Origin of the sequence: Sporichthya sp., assembly GCF_013815995.1 — a bacterium.
Classification (GTDB): domain Bacteria; phylum Actinomycetota; class Actinomycetes; order Sporichthyales; family Sporichthyaceae; genus Sporichthya.
Map to the genome: position 1 here is coordinate 1 of NZ_JACDFE010000090.1, position 15,974 is coordinate 15,974.

The following is a 15,974-nucleotide window of genomic DNA, read 5'->3' on the forward strand; positions in this document are numbered from 1 at the left end:
CCCCGGCCCTGCGCGGCGGCGAGGCCCGCGCCCGCCTCACCGCAGCCGAGTGGGAGGCCGCGCAGCTGGCCGCCTCGGGCCGCTCCAACAAGCAGATCGCCGAGGACCTCGTGGTCTCGGTGCGCACCATCGAGAACCGGCTGCAGCACGTCTACGGCAAGCTCGGGATCTCCAGCCGCGCGGAGCTGAGCGCCGCGATGGCGATGATGCAGGGGTCCCCGAATCCCCGGAGTGATCCGGAGAGCTGACCGCAACCTGGCGGCGATAGCGTGGGCGGCGTTCCGTCGTCCCGAAACTTCAGGAGCTTCCCCATGGCGATCAAGGTCAACGTCCAGTACGGCCAGCCGACCGACCCCGAGGCGTTCGAGAAGTACTACACCGAGACCCACCTCCCGCTGGCCGCCACGATGGCCGGCTTCACCAACCTCGAGCTGTGCAAGGTCGTCGGCAGCCCCGACGGCACGCCGTCGGACGTCTACCGGACTGCTGAGATCTGGTGGGACAGCGAAGCCGACATGCAGAAGACGCTCGGCTCGCCCGAGGGCCAGGCCACCGTCGCCGACATCGCGAACTTCGCGACCGGTGGCGCCAACGTGTTCATCTCCACCGTCGACTGATCCGCCCGACTGAGCTAGACCTGTGCACCACCGAGCGCCGCCTGCTCCGCGAGCAGGCGGCGTTCGATCTTGCTGCCCGCATTGCGCGGGAGCGCGTCCAAGCGCACGATCCGTCGCGGGCGCTTGTAGTCGGCCAGACGGGCCGTCAGATAAGCCTCGAGCTTGACCGCGATGTCCGAGGCCTCGGACACCACGAACGCGACCGGTACCTGGCCCCACCGCTCGTGCGGCGCCGCGACGACGGCGCACTCGCGCACCAGCCCGGACTCGAGCAGCACGCGCTCGACCTCGCTCGGGTACACGTTCATGCCGCCGGAGTTGATCAGGTCCGCGCGCCGGTCCAGCACGGTCACCGCGCCGCCGCCGACCGTGCCGAGGTCGCCGGTGTTGAACCAGCCGTCGACCAGCGCGGCCGCGGTCTCCGGCGGATTGCGCCAGTAGCCGCGGAACAGCGAGGGCGAGCGCACCCACAACTGGCCGACGCCTGGGCAGCGAGCCCGGGCAGGTCATCGGAGGCGACCAGCAACGGCCGATGGTGCAGGGCCGCTACCTGCTCGGCGATCTCGGAGCAGTACACGAGGGCCCGCGCGTCGGAGTCCCCGAGCACGAAGTCGGCCTCGGCGGGAGTGAAGCGGGCGTTGACCGGCACGACGACCAGCCCGGCCTTGGCGCAGGCCAGGTAGACGTCGAGGTACTCCAGGCCGTTGCCGAGCCAGATCCCGACCCGGTCGCCCGGCGCGCAGCCCTGCGCGAGCAACGCGTGCGCGAGGCGCGAGCTACGGCGGTCCAGCTCGGCGTAGGTCCGCACCGCTCCGGCCGCGGTTTCCAGCGCCGGTGCGTCCGGCTGCGTACGCGCCCAGGAACTGACGTACCGTCCGATCCCGACGAAGGACGCCCCTTGGTTCCTCACTGTCGCGGCAGCCTGCGGATCTTGGCCAAGCGCGGATCGTCCGCGCCCAGGTAGTACGCGATCGTCGCGGTGAGCGCTGCCGGGTCGATGGTGCCCGCATCGGACATGGTGGCGAGGTCGACCCAGTCCTTGTCGCGATCGAAGAAGGCTTTGAACACCGCGAGGTCACTGCAGGCGAGGAACGGAACAACCTCGCCCCCGATGGGGTGCTCCCGGTAGCGCGCACTGACACCTTCGTGAAAGTCATCGACACTGAAGAACAGGTCGACGGGAGTGTCGTCCCACTGCAATCGAGCTTGGCCGTCTCTCTTGAGCAGTCGCAGCTCGGTCTCGGACCAGACAACCTCGGAAGGCAGGACAGCGAGCGCCTCGTCGATTCGGTCCGGGGTGAGGAAGATGTTCAGGTCGATATCGGCCGTGGTTCGGGGATCCCGGACGCACCAGGCCAGCGCCAGCGCTCCGCCGAACGCGTGCGGAATCTTCGCCGCCCGCAGCGCCCTGTGCAACGCCAGGATCTTGTCGATCATCGGCGTCGTGCGAAGACCGGGGCCTCCAGGGTGGGGTTGTGGGTGGCGGGGAAGAGCTGGCCCAACTCGAGCAGCTCGACGATCTCCCGGCCGCGCTTGTCGGGATCCAGCTCCAGGGGTTGCCGGCGGACGTCCACCACGAGGTCGTACCCGGCGGCGTCGAGGATCCGCTGGAGCGTCGCCAACGACGGCGACTTCCGACCGTTCTCGTATGCCGACAAAGTGGAGTGGGAGGTGCCGGACTTCTCAGCTAGAGCACGCAAGGTCAGCCGGCTCTCGTGCCTACAGCGGGTGATGAGTTCGCCGACATCCATACCCGTGATGGTATCCGATCGGACACCAATCTCAACGTAGAGCGACCGCGTTGGCGGCCGAAGCGACGGAGCCGGGGACCCGGTGCGGGACGCCCACCAGGAAGAACGACCACCGACCGTCGGCCCGGCACGCCGCGGCGAGGTCGTCGAGGTCGAAGAGTTCCCCCAGGGCGAAGCCCAGCAAGGGCAGCAGCCGCCGGTGCAGGCTGCCCACCGCGGGATCGCCGGGTGCTCGCTCGATGGCTGGGTTGTCCGCGGCGACCGCCGCGATGTTCCAGTTCCAGAGTTGCTCGGCGACCTCGGCCGAACCCTCCAGCCCGGCGAAGGTCGGCGTGTCCGCCATCGCGATCCTCCCGGCGGCATCCAGCCCGCGGTAGGCCGCGCCCCAGCCGTAACGCAGGCAGAGGATGTCGCCGGCGCGGACCTCGACACCCTGCACCGCGGCCGCCTCCCGCAGGTCGGCCGCGGTGACGATCTCCGGGGTCAGCGGGTCCCAGTCGTCGCGCGCGCGGCGCAGGGCGTCGATGTCCAGCAGGACCCCACGGCCGGTGATCCCGTGCGACCAGTGTTCGATGCCGAGCCGGCCGCCGGCGTCGGGCGGATCCCCGGTGTAGCCGGTCCAGAACCCGTGCTCGCGAGCGCGCACGTGCAACAGCCCGTCCCACTGCGAGGCGGCCTGCGGGTAGACCGAGTCGAAGCGCTCGTCCCACTCGTTGCGGCTGCCGGCGAACACGTCCCGGGTCATCGGCTTGCGCCCGAACAGCGGCGGGTCGATCAGGTCCGAGGGCAGCGAGAGCGCGAAGCGCTGCCCGGTCGCGATCTCCGCCGCAGCCGCGGCCACCCGCGCGGAGGTCAGGTGGTTGAGGGTGCCGAGATTGTCCTCGCGCCCCCACACGTCCCAGGCGTGCGGGAGGCCCAGCGCCTCGATCACCGGCAGGTCGCCGTAGCGGGGAACGCTCATGACGGGCTGACGATCGCGACCGGGCGCAGGGGTGAACCCGTGCCGCCGCGGACCCGCAGCGGCAGCGCGACGAACAGGAAGTCGCGCACCCCGTCGGCGGCCGCCGGCTCCAGGTTCAGGCTCTCCATGATCGGCACTCCCGCCTCGACCAGCAGGTGCGCATGCACGCTCAGCGAGACCTGCGAGATCGAAGGCTTGTGCTCGAACATGTGGGTGTCCGCGCCGACCGCGAGCACGCCCCGCGAGGACAGCCACTTCGCCCCGTCGAGGGTCACCCCGGGGACGCCGGCGGTGATCGGCAGGTAGGTGTTGTAGTCCGGCCACTTCTTCATCCAGCCGGTGCGGACCAGCACCACCGACCCCGCTCCCGGCTCGTCGCGGCCGGCGAACCAGGCCGTCAGGTGCTCGGCGGTGATGCCGTCGGCCGGGACGAGCTCGCGGCCGTAGATCTCCTCAGCGTCGACCAGGTGCCCGGCGCCGATCAGCGGCGGCATCTCCTCGACACTGCCCGCCTCCAGGCCGCCGGTGGCCGACTGCAACCCGGCGATCGCGTGTCCGCCGTGGATGTAGCCGTCCTTGGCGATGTGCCCGAGCGCGTCGACGTGGGTGCCGACGTGACCCCCCGTCACGATCATCTCCATCGCGGAGGAGACGCCGTCCGGGTACATGCCCTCGCCGTGTTGTTTGGCCAGCACGAAGCCGAAGGCCGGGTGGTACGGGTGACGCGGCATCCCGGGCTCCAGGCGGACCGCGAGGTCGTAGATGCGCGAGGTACCCGCGGCCGGCCAGGGGATGATGGCCTCGTGGAATCCACCGGACCAGGTCGAGGTCATCTCACTCACCCTGCCTAACAAGCGGTTGGTTGACTGTAACCTGAGCACCATGGCCAAGGAGAAGCGCCGACCGGTCGACCGGCGCAATCGCGAGCACGAGGTCGTCGAGGCCGCGATCAAGGTCTTCTACGAGAAGGGCTACGCCGCCTCCACGATCCAGGACGTGGCCGACGTGGTCGGGGTTCTCAAGGGCAGCCTGTACCACTACATCTCCTCCAAGGAGGACCTGCTCTTCCGGATCCTGCAGGAGTCCCACGAGCAGACGCGGGAGCTGATGACCGAGATCAGCGAGCTCGACGTTGCTCCGCTCGAGCGCCTGCAGAGCTACCTGGAGAGGACCTACCTCTGGTACCTCGCGCACCCGGAGCGGGTCAGCGTCTACTTCAATCAGCAGCATCACCTCACCGGTGAGAACCGGGGCGAGATGCGGGTGCAGATGCGGGAGTACGAGCATTACCTGCGCGAGCTGCTCGCCGAGGCCAAGGGCGCCGGCGGGTTGCGGGCCGACCTCGATCTCAAGCTCGCCTCGTTCTTCCTGCTCGGCGCCCTGAACAGCCTGCCGAGCTGGTACCGGCCCGGCGGCGCCTACGCGCCGGAGCACATCGCCCGTGAGTTCACGGCGATGTCGATGCGCACGCTCACTCAGGCCGAACCGCCTTCGTCAGCGGCACGGCCGGGTCGGCCAGCGACGTCGGGTCGAGGACGAGCCCGCGCATGATCGCCATCTGGGCCTGAGCGTTCTCCCGCGGCAGGTCCGCGATCAGCGCTGCCGCCAGCTTGCCGTCCGGCGCCAGCCACAACGCGGTCCACGACCCGTTCTCCCGTTCCCGCCAGATCAGCTGGTCGGACTCGGTGTGCCGGCCGACGTACTGCAGCTTGTGGCCGAGCTGGTCGCTCCAGAAGTAGGGCACCGGGTCGTGCGGCGGGGTCTCGCCGAGGCCGGGGGCGAGCAGGGCCGCGACCGCGACGCCCGGACCGCCGGAGGCGTCGTCCCAGTGCTCGACGCGCATCCGGGTGTCGTAGCGCCGGGACCACCAGGCGGCCAGGTCGCCGACCGCGACGATGCCCGGCGCCGCGCGCAGCCACTCGTCGGTGACCACGCCGCGGTCGAGCTCGAGGCCGCTGCCCTCCAGCCAGGCCGTGGCCGGCCGCACGCCGACGCCGGTCACCACGACGTCGGCGGGCAGCAGGGTGCCATCGGCCAGCTGGACCCCGCCGGATTCCACGGCGGCGACCGCGGTGCCGAGGCGCAGGTCGATGCCGTCCCACCAGCTCACGATGCGTTTGCCGACGTCGTCGCCCATCAGCCTGGCCAGCGGCAGGGCGTCCAGCTCGACGCAGGTCACCTGGCAACCGCGGGTCCGCGCGGCGGTGGCCACCTCGGCCCCGATCCAGCTGGCGCCGATCACCACGACCCGCGCTCCGGGCACCAGCCGCTGACGCAGCGTCAGGGCGTCGTCCAGAGTGCGCAGAGTGAGCTGCTCCCCCTCGCCCGGCATCCGGATCGGGTTCGCGCCGGTGGCCAGGATCGCGCCGTCGTACGGGATCTCGCCGCCATCGGTGACCAGCACACGCTCGGTCGGGCGCAGCCCCGTCGCGCGCACCCGTTGCCGGACGTCGATCTTCAGCGCCTCGTAGTCCACCCGCAGCGTGGTGGCGTCAAGCTCCCCGAGCAGCACGTCCTTGGACAGCGGCGGGCGGTCGTAGGGCAGGTGCGCCTCGGCCGCAATCAGCGTGATCCGGCCGGCGTGCCCCTGCTCGCGCAACTGCTCGCAGCTGCGGGCGGCAGCCAAGCCGCCGCCGACCACCACGACATGCCCGAGTTCTACGGTTGACATGGCGTCACCCTACTGACGAACAAACGTTCGTTCAACGCCTCGGCGGCAGCTACGCGAGCGGCTGACCGGGCGGGAACACGATCGGCACGTGAATGAAGCCGGCCACCTGACCGCACTGCCACTCCGGCTTGGCCTCCGGATCGGGCCAGAACTCCGGGATCCGCTTGAGGAACTCGGTGATCGCCACGGTGGTCTCGACCCTCACCAGGTGCGCTCCGATGCAGCGGTGGATGCCCACGCCGAGGGAGAGGTGCCGGTTCGGGGTGCGGTCCCGGATCAGGGTGTCCGGGTACGGGAAGACGCTGCGGTCCCGATTGGCGGCGGGGAGCCACATGTAGACCATCTGGCCGGACTTGATGTCCACACCGCATACCGTGGTGTCCTGCGTGCACAGCCGGCCGATCGTGGCCGGGGTGTAGAAGCGGATCATCTCGTCGACCGCGACCGGGAGCCCGGCCGGATTCTCCATCAGGTTCCGGCGCAGCTCCACGTCCCACGAGAGCCGCCAGTACGCCGAGGACAGGAACCGGGCGGTGTTGTGGATGCCGCCGAGCAGCAGCACGACGAAGAAGCCGATCAGGTCCTCGTAGGAGAGCTTCTCCCCGTCGACCTCGGCGCTCGCGACCATCGACATCAGGTCGTCGCCGGGGTTCGCCTGGCGCTCCTTGATCAGGTCGCCGGCGTAGGCGAGCAGCTCGCCGAAGCTCTCGGCCCCCTTCTCCGTCCCGAAGTACTTGGTGATCGCGTCGGTCCACTCACGGTAGATCAGACCGTTCTCCGGCGGGATGCCGAGCAGGATCGCGGTGAGGCGGCCGGGGATCTCATCGGCCAGCCAGGTCGCGACGTCGGCCCTGCCGTCGGCGATCTTCTCGTCGATCAGGTCGTTGACGGTCTTGGCGAGCTGGTCGCGGAAGTCCTTGGTCCTGCCCGGGGAGAAGGTCGGCGCGATCAGGTCGCGGTACTTCTTGTGCTTGGGCGCGTCCTGGGCGGCGAGCATCAGCTCGAAGTCACCGGTGTCGTAGCGCGGCAGCGTCACGCCCTTGTTGGAGAACGCGGCCGGGTTGCCCATGATCTCGGCGATGGCCTCGTAACTGACGATGTTCCACGCGCCGCCGTGCTTGTTGCCCCACCAGATCGGAGTCTTCTCCGCCTTGTCCCGCAGCGCCTCGTAGAACCGCATCGCGGTCCCGTCCGGGCCGAGCGGGGTGTTGTAGTGGTCGGGGTTCTCCAAGTCGTCGGCGGAGAACGGCTCCAGCAGCGACGGGTTCTCGGCGATGGCAGTCACGGGCGGACCTTCCTGTCAGGGCGTGGCTCAGCGGCCGGATACGCCGTCGAGGGTGATGGCGAACTCGGGACAGAGCTGGAGGGACTTGCGGGCCGCAGCGACCTGCGCTTCGTCGGCCGGGTCGACGTCCGGCACGAGCACGTCGGGCTTGCCCCAGTCGTCGTCAGGGTTCGGCTCGAACAGCTGCGGCGCCCGCAGGTAGCACTGGCCGTGCCCCACACAGACGTCCCAGTCGACCTCAAGCCTCATGAGGTCCATGCCACACCGCGGCGGTGGTGGCGGGCAGGAGTAGTCGGTACCCGGGTTGGCCGCGCAACTGAGCGACAGGGTTGCTACTCAGGTGACCGCCAGGGGTGCCTTCGGACGCCTCCCACGTCGCAACCCTGTCGCGCAGTTGCGGCCGAGGCTCAGGGAGAACCCCGGCGTCGTCACGGCCAGGCTCGTGACCTGGCGCTTCTCCGCGATCAGGTCCGCGAGCTCCCGCACGATGTGGTTGGCGGAGCGGCGGGGGTCGGTGCGGATGGGGCCCTTGGCCTGCATCGCGTCAACCTCCTCATCCGAGCACATGAAGCGCAGCAGCAGTTCCTCGTCGGAGATGCCGGCGGCGAACTTGGAGCGGATCTCGGCCAGGGTCGGGTCGGGGCGGACCCAGCGGGCGATCTCGGCGGCCCGGGGCGAGGACAGGATGCGGTCCTTGACGGCCGGGTCCACGTCCTTGGGCAGCGGTCCGTAGTGGCCGAGCGTGTAGTGGATGACCTCGTCCGGGACCATCGCGTAGCGGTCCCCGGTGACCACGTTCAGCACGGCCTGGATGCCGACGAACTGGGAGAACGGGGTGGCCATGATCGGCTGGCCCAGCTCCTCGCGAACCTGGGGGATCGCCTCCAGCACCTCGGGCAGCCGGTCCATCATCTTGTGCTGCGTCAGCTGCGCCTTGAGCGTCCCGGTCATCCCGCCGGGGAGCTGGTGGTGGTAGATCCGCGGGTCGTACTCGGCCTGCACCCCGGTCTCGTAGCCGCCCTCGGCGGCCATCCGGACGAAGTTCTCGGCCACCGGCGGCATCGCGTCGACGTCGAGCGAGTGCGTGAACCCGAGCTCGGCCAGGATCGGCAGCATGCCCTCGGTCGAGGGAAGTGACGGTCCGTTGGCCATCGGGCGCGAGCAGGTGTGCAGGATCTCGAAACCGGCCTTGAGGCCCTCGATGTAGTTCAGCTGCGCCAGCCCGGTGGTGTTGTGGCAGTGCAGCTCGAGCGGGATGGTCCCGGTGGCCGCCCGGATCGCCGGCAGCAGGGTGGCCGCGCGCTCGGGCTTGAGTACCCCGGCGGCGTCCTCGAGGTAGATGGACTCGACGCCCTCCCAGGTGGCCATCTCGGCGGCCTGACGGGCAAAGAAGGCGTCGTCGTGCACACCGGTCAGGCCGTACATGATGGCCGGCACCGGGATGCCGCCCTCCTTGCGGACCACCTCCACCAGCCGGTGCATCGTCGGCAGGTCGAACAGGCAGTCGTAGAGCCAGAAGCTGGTCACCCGGTGCTTGATCATGGTCTTGACCCAGAGGTCGATGATCACCTCGGGGGTGTGCGCGAAGCCGATCACGCTGATCGTGCGCAACCCGGACCGGATGGTGTTGTTCGGCAGGTTCTTCACCAGGAAGTCCGTGGTCGCCCACGGGTCGTCGGCGAAGCTGCGCAGCAGGACGGTGAACATGCCGGCGCCGGTCAGGTCGATGACCTTGAAGCCGGTGCGGTCCAGGTGCGGCAGCGCGTCCGCGGCCTCGTAGGCCCGCATCTTCATGCCCCACAGCGACTGCTGGCCGTCACGCAGGGTCTGGTCGACGAAGTCGATGTGCGTCATGCCAGGAACTCCTGCTCCAGCCAGCGGGTGGTGACCGGACCGGCGGCGAACGCGGGGTCGGCGAGGATCGAACGGACCAGCGGCACGGTGCTCGCGACCCCGCCGATGCGGGCCTTGGCCAGCGCGCGGTCCAGCAGCGCGATCGCGCTCGCCCGGTCCGGGGCGTGGACGATCAGCTTCGCGATCATCGAGTCGTAGTACGGCGAGATCTCGGTGCCCGGCTGGACGTGGGTATCCACCCGGATGCCGGCTCCCGTGGGCAGCACCCACTCGGTGATGCGGCCCGGGCTGGGCATGAAGTTGTTCGCGGGGTCCTCGGCATTGATCCGGCACTCGATGCTGTGGCCGGTGACCCGCACGTCGTCCTGGGCGAAGCCCAGCGGCTCCCCCGCCGCGATCCGCAGCTGGGCGCGCACGATGTCGATGCCGGTCACGAACTCCGAGACCGGGTGCTCGACCTGCACGCGCGCGTTGAGTTCGAGGAAGACGAAGTTGCCGCGGTCGAGGTCGACCAGGAACTCGACGGTGCCGGCGCCGACATAGCCGAGTTCCTGGCACAGCTGCACCGCGGAGGCGCGGATGCCTTGGACGAGTGAGCCGTCCAAGCCGGCCGCCGGCGCCTCCTCGATGAGCTTCTGGTGCCGCGCTGCGTGGAGCAGTCCCGCTCGCCGAGGTGCACCACGGTGCCGTGGGTGTCGGCCAGGATCTGCACCTCGACGTGCCGCGCGTTCTCGACGTAGCGCTCGAGGTAGACCCGGCCGTCGCCGAACGCGCGCAGGGCCTCCTCGGAGGCGGAGTCGAACGCCGGGCCGACCTCGGCTGGTTCGCGGACGATCCGCATGCCCCGGCCGCCGCCACCGGCGGAGGCCTTCATGATCAGCGGAAAGTCGTCGAGGTCGGCCGCGGCCTTCTCCGCGGCGGGTCCGTCGGGCAGGGCATCGGTGCCGCCGCCGGTCGGAATGCCGAGGCCGGCGGCGAGGTCACGCGCCGCCAGCTTGTCGCCGGAGCGCCGCATCACCTCGCCGGGCGGGCCGATGAAGGTGATGCCGTTCTCCGCGCAGGCTTCGGGAAGTTCCGGCCGCTCGGAGAGGAACCCGTAGCCGGGGTGGATGGCGTCGCAGCCGGCGTGCAGCGCGGCCGCGACGATCCGTTCCACCGAGAGGTAGCTCTCCGCCGCCGGAGCGGGCCCGATCAGCACGACCCGGTCGACCAGCTTGGCCGCGAGCGAGTCCTTGTCGGCCTCGGAGGCGGCCAGCACGCAGTGCAGCCCCTCGTCGAAACAAGCTCGGGCCACGCGCACCGCGATCTCGCCGCGATTGGCGATCAGCACGCTGCGCATGGCCCACCTCTCTGATTTCGATAGGGGGTGACACCCCTTATCGAAATGGCTACTTGAGCAGAGCGCCGGCATCGACCGGCAGCGTGACGCCGGTGATGTAGCGGCCCGAGTCCGAGACCAGGTAGAGCACGGCTTCGGTGATGTCGGCGAGGTCCACCAGCGGGGTCGGGAGGATGTTGCCCATGACCTCGCCCAGGCGCGGGTGCTTCTCGGCGTAGGCGCCCATGATCTCGTGGTTGATCATCCCGGTGAGGACGCCGGTGGGGTGCACCGAGTTCACCCGGATCGAGTGCTCCGCGTAGTCCCGCGCCGTGCACCGCAGCAGGCCGACCAGCGCGTGCTTGGACGCGGTGTAGGCCGTCAGCGAGATGTCGTGGTTGGACGCGTAGCGCAGGCCCTGGATCGAGTTGGTGAACACGATCGCGCCGCCGTTGCCCGCCGCGATCATCAGCGGGATGCAGGCCTCGACCGTGTTCCAGACGCCGGTGGTGTTGATGTCCAGCGTCGTCTTCCAGACCGCACGGCGCACCGCCGGGTCGGTCGGCTCGTCCACCGAGACCGCCCAGACGCCCGCATTGGCGAGCACGATGTCGAGGCGGCCGCCGAGGGCTTCGACGCCGTCCTTGGCCGCCGCCTCGATGGCCGCACCGTCACGCACGTCCGCGATCCGGGTGAACACCCGGCGGTCGAGCGCCTCGATCTCCTTGGCCAGGCTGTCCAGCTCGGCCGGGTCCGGCATCGCGTACTGCACCGGGTCCATCGACGCGCAGGCGTCGATCGCGATGATGTCCGCGCCCTCCTCGGCCAGCCGCAGCGCGTGCGCGCGCCCCTGGCCCCGAGCCGCACCGGTGATGAAGGCGACCTTGCCCTCGACACGTCCCATCAGATCCACCTTTCGTGTTCGTTGCGTCAGCGAGAGCGGTCGCTATAACAGCCGGTTTCGCTGACGCAACGCCGGTTTAGAGGGCAGCAAGCTTGGGGGCAACTTCCTTGGTCAGCAACTCGAGGGAGTGGTTCCACGCCTCGGGCGCATCGCTGTAGTCGTGGCTGTAGACCAGCGTGGTGCCCCAGCCGCCAGTGCGCTCGAGCACGCCCTGGAGCTTCTCGGCCACGGTGTCGGGCGAGCCGACGATCCAGACCTTCTCGACCAGGGTGTCGATGTCGACGTCGTTCATGTCGACGCCGGGCAGCATCGCCTCGAGGAGGCCGAACTGCTTGTAGACCGGCATCAGGTAGTTGCCCCAGGCGTCGCCCACGCCGCCGTTCACCGCGAGGTCGCGGGCCTCGGCGTCGGTGTCCGCGACGATGATGTCGCGCACGACGCGCAGGACGCTGCGGTCCACGGCGTGGCCGTTCTCGGCCGCCGCGGCCGAGTAGGTGTCCCAGTGCCCGGCGATCGCAGCCTCACCGGCGTAGACCGAGAGCGGGATCCAGCCGTTCTTGCCGGCAAAGGTCAGCGACGGGGAGTTCGGCGAGAGGCCGGCCATCGCGATGTCGACCGTGCCGCCGTAGGGGCGCAGGTCGCGCAGGGGGTGCGAGGGGTCGCCCTCCGGGACGCCCGCGGTGAAGTACTCGCCCTCGAAGTGGAAGGGCTCGTTCTTCCAGACGCGCTGCATGATCTCCAGCGACTCGAAGACCATCTTGTGGTTCTTCGACAGGTCCTTAAAGCCCCGGACCGCCCCGTCCGTGGGGTACGCGCCTGCGCCGACACCGAGGATGTAGCGGCCCTTGAGCAGATGAGTCATCCACGCGACCTGCACGGCCAGCGAGGCGGCGTTGTGGTACGGCAGCAGGTGCGCGCCGGGGGCCATCACGAGCTGGTCCGTCTCGCGGGCGCACGCCGAGATGACGAGCTCGGGGTTCGGGATCGACTCGTAGGTCATCGTCGCGTGCTCGCCGATCCAGTACTCGGAGAAGCCCGCCTGGTCGCACGTGATGGCCTGCTGGACTGCCCAGTCGAATACCTCGCGCGGCGAACGCGTGGGCCGCATGAACGGGGTCTGGAACATCGCGAACTTCATCGGTCAACTCCTGGCTGGCCACGGATGCGTGAGGTCAGTTCATCGCGGCGGTGTGGCCGGGACACGGGTAGCCGCTACTCGGTTTTGCTGTGTGTCGGATGGGGGGCCGGCTCAGCGGCCTTTGAACTCCGGGGTTGACTTGCTCGCGAAGGCCTTGCGGGCGGCAAGGTGGTCCTCGGTGCTGAAGATCGTGCCCATCGCCAGCGCCTCGAGCTCGGCGAAGTCGCGCGGGCCGAGGAGCAGGGAGCGCTCCAGCAGGGTCTTGGCCATCCCCAGCGCGACGGTCGGGCCGGCCGCGAGTTCCGCGGCCAGCTCACCCACGTGCTTGGCCAGGTCGGCGGCCGGCACCACCCGGTTCACCAGCCCGAGCTCCTTGCCCTCGGCGGCGTCGAACCGGCGGCCGGTGAAGATCAGTTCCTTGGCCACGTTCATCGGCAGCCGCCGCGGCAGGAAGTACATCGCGCCGCAGTCCGGCAGCAGCCCGACCTTCACGAACGCGCAGGAGAACAGTGCGTCATCGGCGGCCACGACCAGGTCGCAGGCCATCATCAGACTCAGCCCGGAACCGTAGCAGTGCCCGTTCACGGCCGCGATGGTCGGCTTTTCCATCTCGGCCAGCGGGAGGTAGACGGTCTGGAGCAGCGTCCGCAGCCGGGCGCGGCTGGTCACCGGGTCGGTGTTGAGATCCATCTCCGAGACGTCGCCGCCGGCGCAGAACGCATTGCCGCTCCCGGTGACCACGACCGCGCGCACGGCCTGATCGGTCGCCGCGCGCTCGATGACCTCGGCGAGCTCACCCTTGAGCACCATGTCCATCGAGTTGCGAGCCTCGACCCGGGTGAGCGTGATGGTGGCGACCGCGGCGGCGACCGTGTACTCCAGGCGCTGGTAGCTCGTCATGCGCCCGAGCTTGGCAGGTCGATCGGCTCGAAGTACTCGATGTCGTCGAGGGTTCCGCTGCCGGGCGAGACGTCCTTCCAGACCGCGCGTACCCGGCTGCCGATGTCGAGCAGCTCCTCGGCCTTGGTGATGTCGAATCCGCCGACGTTGTGGATCAGCCGGGTCGCGGTGCCGTCGAGGTTGATCTCGGCGTAGACGTACGGCGGCTTGCGCTTCTGTCCGAGGAACTCCAGGTGGATGACCGAGAAGCCGAGGATGGTGCCGGTGTCGGCGACGTCCATGAGCTGACCGGTCGGAACGAAGCACGCGTCGCAGTTGCCCCGCGCGGGGACCAGGACGTTCAGGCACTTCGGGCACTTGCTACCGACGATGCGCCGCGCCGAGGCGAGCTCGTCGAACATCCGGCCGTAGTACGGGCCGTACGAGTGCTCGTAGTCCAGCTTCATCGAGTACGGCAGTTCGGCGATGGCCTCGGCCGGGCCGCTGAGCGGGGTGACCTCGCCGGTCGTCCCGTCCGCCGTCGCCGCGAAGCCCGCGAGCTGCAGGAACGGCGAGGCCAGCTCGTCGACGGAACCGGTGTGCCAGCTCGCCGCGACCCGGTCGCCGGCCGCGAGGCCGGCGGTGTCGCCCACCACGCGGTGCAGCAGATCGGTGTCGGCCCCGTCGAGGCGGATCAGCGCGACCACACCGTTGACGGTGCGGGTGAACGTCGTGACGGCGCCGGTCTGCGGCACCTCGACGAACTCGGTCTCGACGTCACTCATCCCGCCCGGGTAGTCCTCCGGCGGCACGATCACCCGGCCGGTGGACACGATGCGCGTGCCCACGATGCGGTTGTTCGCGAGTTCGGCCAGGAAGGTGCCGGCCGCCGGCCCGGTGGTCAGCGTGTACGGCATGGTCAGCGTGGCCGCCATCATCTGCGGCTCGTCGTAATCGACCAGAAGTCCCATGGCTTTGTGACTCTCCCTCAGTTCTGCAGTACTAGTTCTTTTGGGCGGAGACGACCGAAACGCCGCGCAGGTTGGCCCAGCCGCCACCGGCCTGGCACAGCCCGACCTTGGCGCCCGGGATCTGGTGGTCCCCGGCCCGGCCACGCACCTGCTGGACGACCTCGGCGAGGCGGATGAGCGCGGCGGCGCCGATCGGGTTGGCCCCCGCGCAACCGCCGGAGGGGTTCACCGGGATGTCGCCGTCGATCTGGGTGGCCCCGGAGGCGATCAGTTCGGCCGCCCCGCCTTCGCGGGTCAGCCCGAGGCCCTCGTAGTACGAGAGCTCGAAGCAGGTGTAGGGCTCCTGCACCTCGACCACATCGCACTGCCGGCGCGGGTTGGTGATGCCGGCCTGCTTGTAGACCTTGGCCGCAGCCAGGGTCAGCGGCTCGGACTGGCGCATCGAGCGGCGGATCGCGTTCTCGGCCTCGGCCATGTAGGCCATGCCGCGGATCCACGCCGGGTCCGGGGAGTTCTTCGCGGCGGACTCGCTCGAGAGCACCACGGCGCAGGCACCGTCGGAGATCGGCGGGACGTCCAGCAGCTTGATCGGCGAGCACAGGTACCGGGAGTTCATGACGTCGTCGACGCTGACCTCCTTCTTCACGTGCGCGTACGGGTTGAGCATCGCGTTCTTGCGGTTCTTCACCGCGACCATCGCCGCGGCCTCCTCGGTGTGCCCGAGGGGCTTGATCCGCGAGCGCCAGTAGGAGGCGGAGAAGCCCATGATCCCGACCGCGAACTCCCGGCCCCAGAACGGGTCGTAGAGCGTGGAGATCGAGTACTGCAGGGCGCCTTCGGAGAGCTTGTCGTAGGCGACGACCAGGACCCGCTCGTGTGTGCCGGCGGCGATCTGGTTGACCCCGGCCAGCGCGCCGGCCAGGCCGGTGCCACCGCCACTGGTCACCCGCACGACCGGCTTGCCCTGCGCACCGAGCGCGTCGACGATCCACTTGTCGGGCTGGTTGACCGCCGCGAACAGCACGGGGCCGGTGGCAATGATGACCGAGTCGATGTCCTCCATCGTCAGGTCGGCGTCGGCGAGCGCGCGCTGCGCGGCCTCGCGGGCGAGCCCGACCTGGGTGACGTCGGTACGGCGACGGGAGTGGTTGGTCTGACCGCAGCCGACCACAGCAACAGAACGGCCCATCGCTCAGACCTCCAGGGTGAAAACGCAGTGGTTCTGCATGGCAAGCCCACCCGAACCATGGACGACCGCGGTGGAAAGCCGACCCACTCCGGCAGCACTGCCGATGGCTTCGCTGCGATCGACCCGGCCGCTCAGTTGCTCCACGGCTTCGGCGAGCCGGACCAGGCCGGTGGCCATGATCGGGTCGGCCGGAAGAGCGCCGCCGGAGGGATTGATCGCGATCCCGGAGCCGGCGCCGTAGAGCTGCACGGCCTTGCCCGGCTCGGCGAGACCCAGGGCTTCGAGGACCATCAACTCGGCCGCGGCGGACCCGGCGCTGACCTCGGCCAGGCCCAGCTCGGCCGGGTTGGTGATGCCGGCCCGCGCGTAGGCGCGCTTCGCGGCGGCGGTGGCTGCGGTCAGCTCGCCGGGGACCCGCGCGGAGAAGGTGTGCGGC

The 15,974-nt window shown here is 69.8% G+C and carries 19 protein-coding genes and 2 pseudogenes; 3 read left to right on the forward strand and 18 right to left on the reverse strand.

Translation table 11 applies throughout. From position 1 onward, the window contains the following. Positions 1 to 248: response regulator transcription factor (locus H0X00_RS11710; protein ID WP_293770139.1), on the forward strand; the 248-nt coding region annotated here is incomplete at its 5' end. A 63-nt stretch (positions 249 to 311) separates the two neighbouring features. Beyond that, a complete protein-coding gene (locus H0X00_RS11715) occupies positions 312 to 617 on the forward strand; it encodes an EthD family reductase (RefSeq protein WP_293770142.1) in 306 nt (101 codons plus the stop codon). A 14-nt stretch (positions 618 to 631) separates the two neighbouring features. Here the strand turns inward: H0X00_RS11715 and H0X00_RS11720 are convergent, their stop codons facing one another. From H0X00_RS11720 to H0X00_RS11745, 6 genes are read right to left on the reverse strand one after another with little or no spacing between them, the layout of a single operon-like run. Then, a complete protein-coding gene (locus tag H0X00_RS11720) occupies positions 632 to 970 on the reverse strand; it encodes a hypothetical protein (RefSeq protein WP_293770144.1) in 339 nt (112 codons plus the stop codon). Further along, entirely contained in the window at positions 967 to 1,527 is a 561-nt protein-coding gene (locus H0X00_RS11725; protein ID WP_293770146.1) for an AMP-binding protein, read from the reverse strand. The genes H0X00_RS11720 and H0X00_RS11725 overlap by 4 nt, the downstream gene beginning before the upstream one ends. Next, positions 1,524 to 2,054 carry a hypothetical protein gene (locus tag H0X00_RS11730; RefSeq protein WP_293770148.1) on the reverse strand — a complete coding sequence of 177 codons (531 nt, stop codon included), beginning with the start codon at positions 2,052 to 2,054 and terminating at the stop codon, positions 1,524 to 1,526. The genes H0X00_RS11725 and H0X00_RS11730 overlap by 4 nt, the downstream gene beginning before the upstream one ends. Further along, positions 2,051 to 2,368 carry a helix-turn-helix transcriptional regulator gene (locus H0X00_RS11735; protein WP_293770150.1) on the reverse strand — a complete coding sequence of 106 codons (318 nt, stop codon included), beginning with the start codon at positions 2,366 to 2,368 and terminating at the stop codon, positions 2,051 to 2,053. The genes H0X00_RS11730 and H0X00_RS11735 overlap by 4 nt, the downstream gene beginning before the upstream one ends. Positions 2,369 to 2,399: 31 nt before the next feature. Beyond that, a complete protein-coding gene (locus tag H0X00_RS11740; protein WP_293770152.1) occupies positions 2,400 to 3,329 on the reverse strand; it encodes a cyclase family protein in 930 nt (309 codons plus the stop codon). Continuing rightward, the gene (locus H0X00_RS11745) at positions 3,326 to 4,162 is read right to left on the reverse strand and encodes a cyclase family protein (protein WP_293770154.1); all 837 of its coding nucleotides are present in this window, start codon (positions 4,160 to 4,162) and stop codon (positions 3,326 to 3,328) included. The genes H0X00_RS11740 and H0X00_RS11745 overlap by 4 nt, the downstream gene beginning before the upstream one ends. 49 nt (positions 4,163 to 4,211) lie before the next feature. Between H0X00_RS11745 and H0X00_RS11750 the strand changes: the two genes are divergently transcribed. After that, a complete protein-coding gene (locus H0X00_RS11750) occupies positions 4,212 to 4,880 on the forward strand; it encodes a TetR/AcrR family transcriptional regulator (protein ID WP_293770156.1) in 669 nt (222 codons plus the stop codon). Here H0X00_RS11750 and H0X00_RS11755 read toward each other — a convergent pair. From H0X00_RS11755 to H0X00_RS11810, 12 genes and pseudogenes are all read right to left on the reverse strand, one after another. Beyond that, entirely contained in the window at positions 4,801 to 6,000 is a 1,200-nt protein-coding gene (locus H0X00_RS11755; protein WP_293770158.1) for an FAD-dependent oxidoreductase, read from the reverse strand. The genes H0X00_RS11750 and H0X00_RS11755 overlap by 80 nt on opposite strands. A 49-nt stretch (positions 6,001 to 6,049) precedes the next feature. Continuing rightward, positions 6,050 to 7,285: a cytochrome P450 gene (locus H0X00_RS11760; protein ID WP_293770161.1), complete on the reverse strand. Its 1,236-nt coding sequence runs from the start codon at positions 7,283 to 7,285 to the stop codon at positions 6,050 to 6,052. Positions 7,286 to 7,312: 27 nt separating this feature from the next. Beyond that, positions 7,313 to 7,534 (reverse strand): ferredoxin, encoded by a 222-nt coding sequence (locus tag H0X00_RS11765; protein WP_293770164.1) that lies wholly within the window; start codon positions 7,532 to 7,534, stop codon positions 7,313 to 7,315. 87 nt (positions 7,535 to 7,621) lie between these two features. Beyond that, positions 7,622 to 9,139: a hypothetical protein gene (locus tag H0X00_RS11770; RefSeq protein ID WP_293770167.1), complete on the reverse strand. Its 1,518-nt coding sequence runs from the start codon at positions 9,137 to 9,139 to the stop codon at positions 7,622 to 7,624. After that, positions 9,136 to 9,435 carry a hypothetical protein gene (locus H0X00_RS23830; RefSeq protein WP_367186565.1) on the reverse strand — a complete coding sequence of 100 codons (300 nt, stop codon included), beginning with the start codon at positions 9,433 to 9,435 and terminating at the stop codon, positions 9,136 to 9,138. The genes H0X00_RS11770 and H0X00_RS23830 overlap by 4 nt, the downstream gene beginning before the upstream one ends. Before the next feature lie 141 nt (positions 9,436 to 9,576). After that, positions 9,577 to 10,550, reverse strand: a pseudogene (locus H0X00_RS11780) (biotin carboxylase N-terminal domain-containing protein); the annotation flags it as partial. Further along, the gene (locus H0X00_RS11785; protein ID WP_293770172.1) at positions 10,528 to 11,361 is read right to left on the reverse strand and encodes a mycofactocin-coupled SDR family oxidoreductase; all 834 of its coding nucleotides are present in this window, start codon (positions 11,359 to 11,361) and stop codon (positions 10,528 to 10,530) included. The pseudogene H0X00_RS11780 and the gene H0X00_RS11785, both read right to left, overlap by 23 nt. Positions 11,362 to 11,437: 76 nt before the next feature. Next, entirely contained in the window at positions 11,438 to 12,499 is a 1,062-nt protein-coding gene (locus tag H0X00_RS11790) for an LLM class flavin-dependent oxidoreductase (RefSeq protein ID WP_293770175.1), read from the reverse strand. Between the two features lie 111 nt (positions 12,500 to 12,610). Beyond that, entirely contained in the window at positions 12,611 to 13,399 is a 789-nt protein-coding gene (locus H0X00_RS11795; RefSeq protein ID WP_293770177.1) for an enoyl-CoA hydratase-related protein, read from the reverse strand. After that, entirely contained in the window at positions 13,396 to 14,349 is a 954-nt protein-coding gene (locus tag H0X00_RS11800) for a Zn-ribbon domain-containing OB-fold protein (protein WP_293770179.1), read from the reverse strand. The genes H0X00_RS11795 and H0X00_RS11800 overlap by 4 nt, the downstream gene beginning before the upstream one ends. Positions 14,350 to 14,380: 31 nt before the next feature. Beyond that, complete coding sequence (locus H0X00_RS11805) at positions 14,381 to 15,538, reverse strand: hypothetical protein (RefSeq protein ID WP_293770182.1); 1,158 nt, start codon at positions 15,536 to 15,538, stop codon at positions 14,381 to 14,383. 3 nt (positions 15,539 to 15,541) lie between these two features. Beyond that, positions 15,542 to 15,974: pseudogene (locus H0X00_RS11810) on the reverse strand (3-ketoacyl-CoA thiolase); the annotation flags it as partial.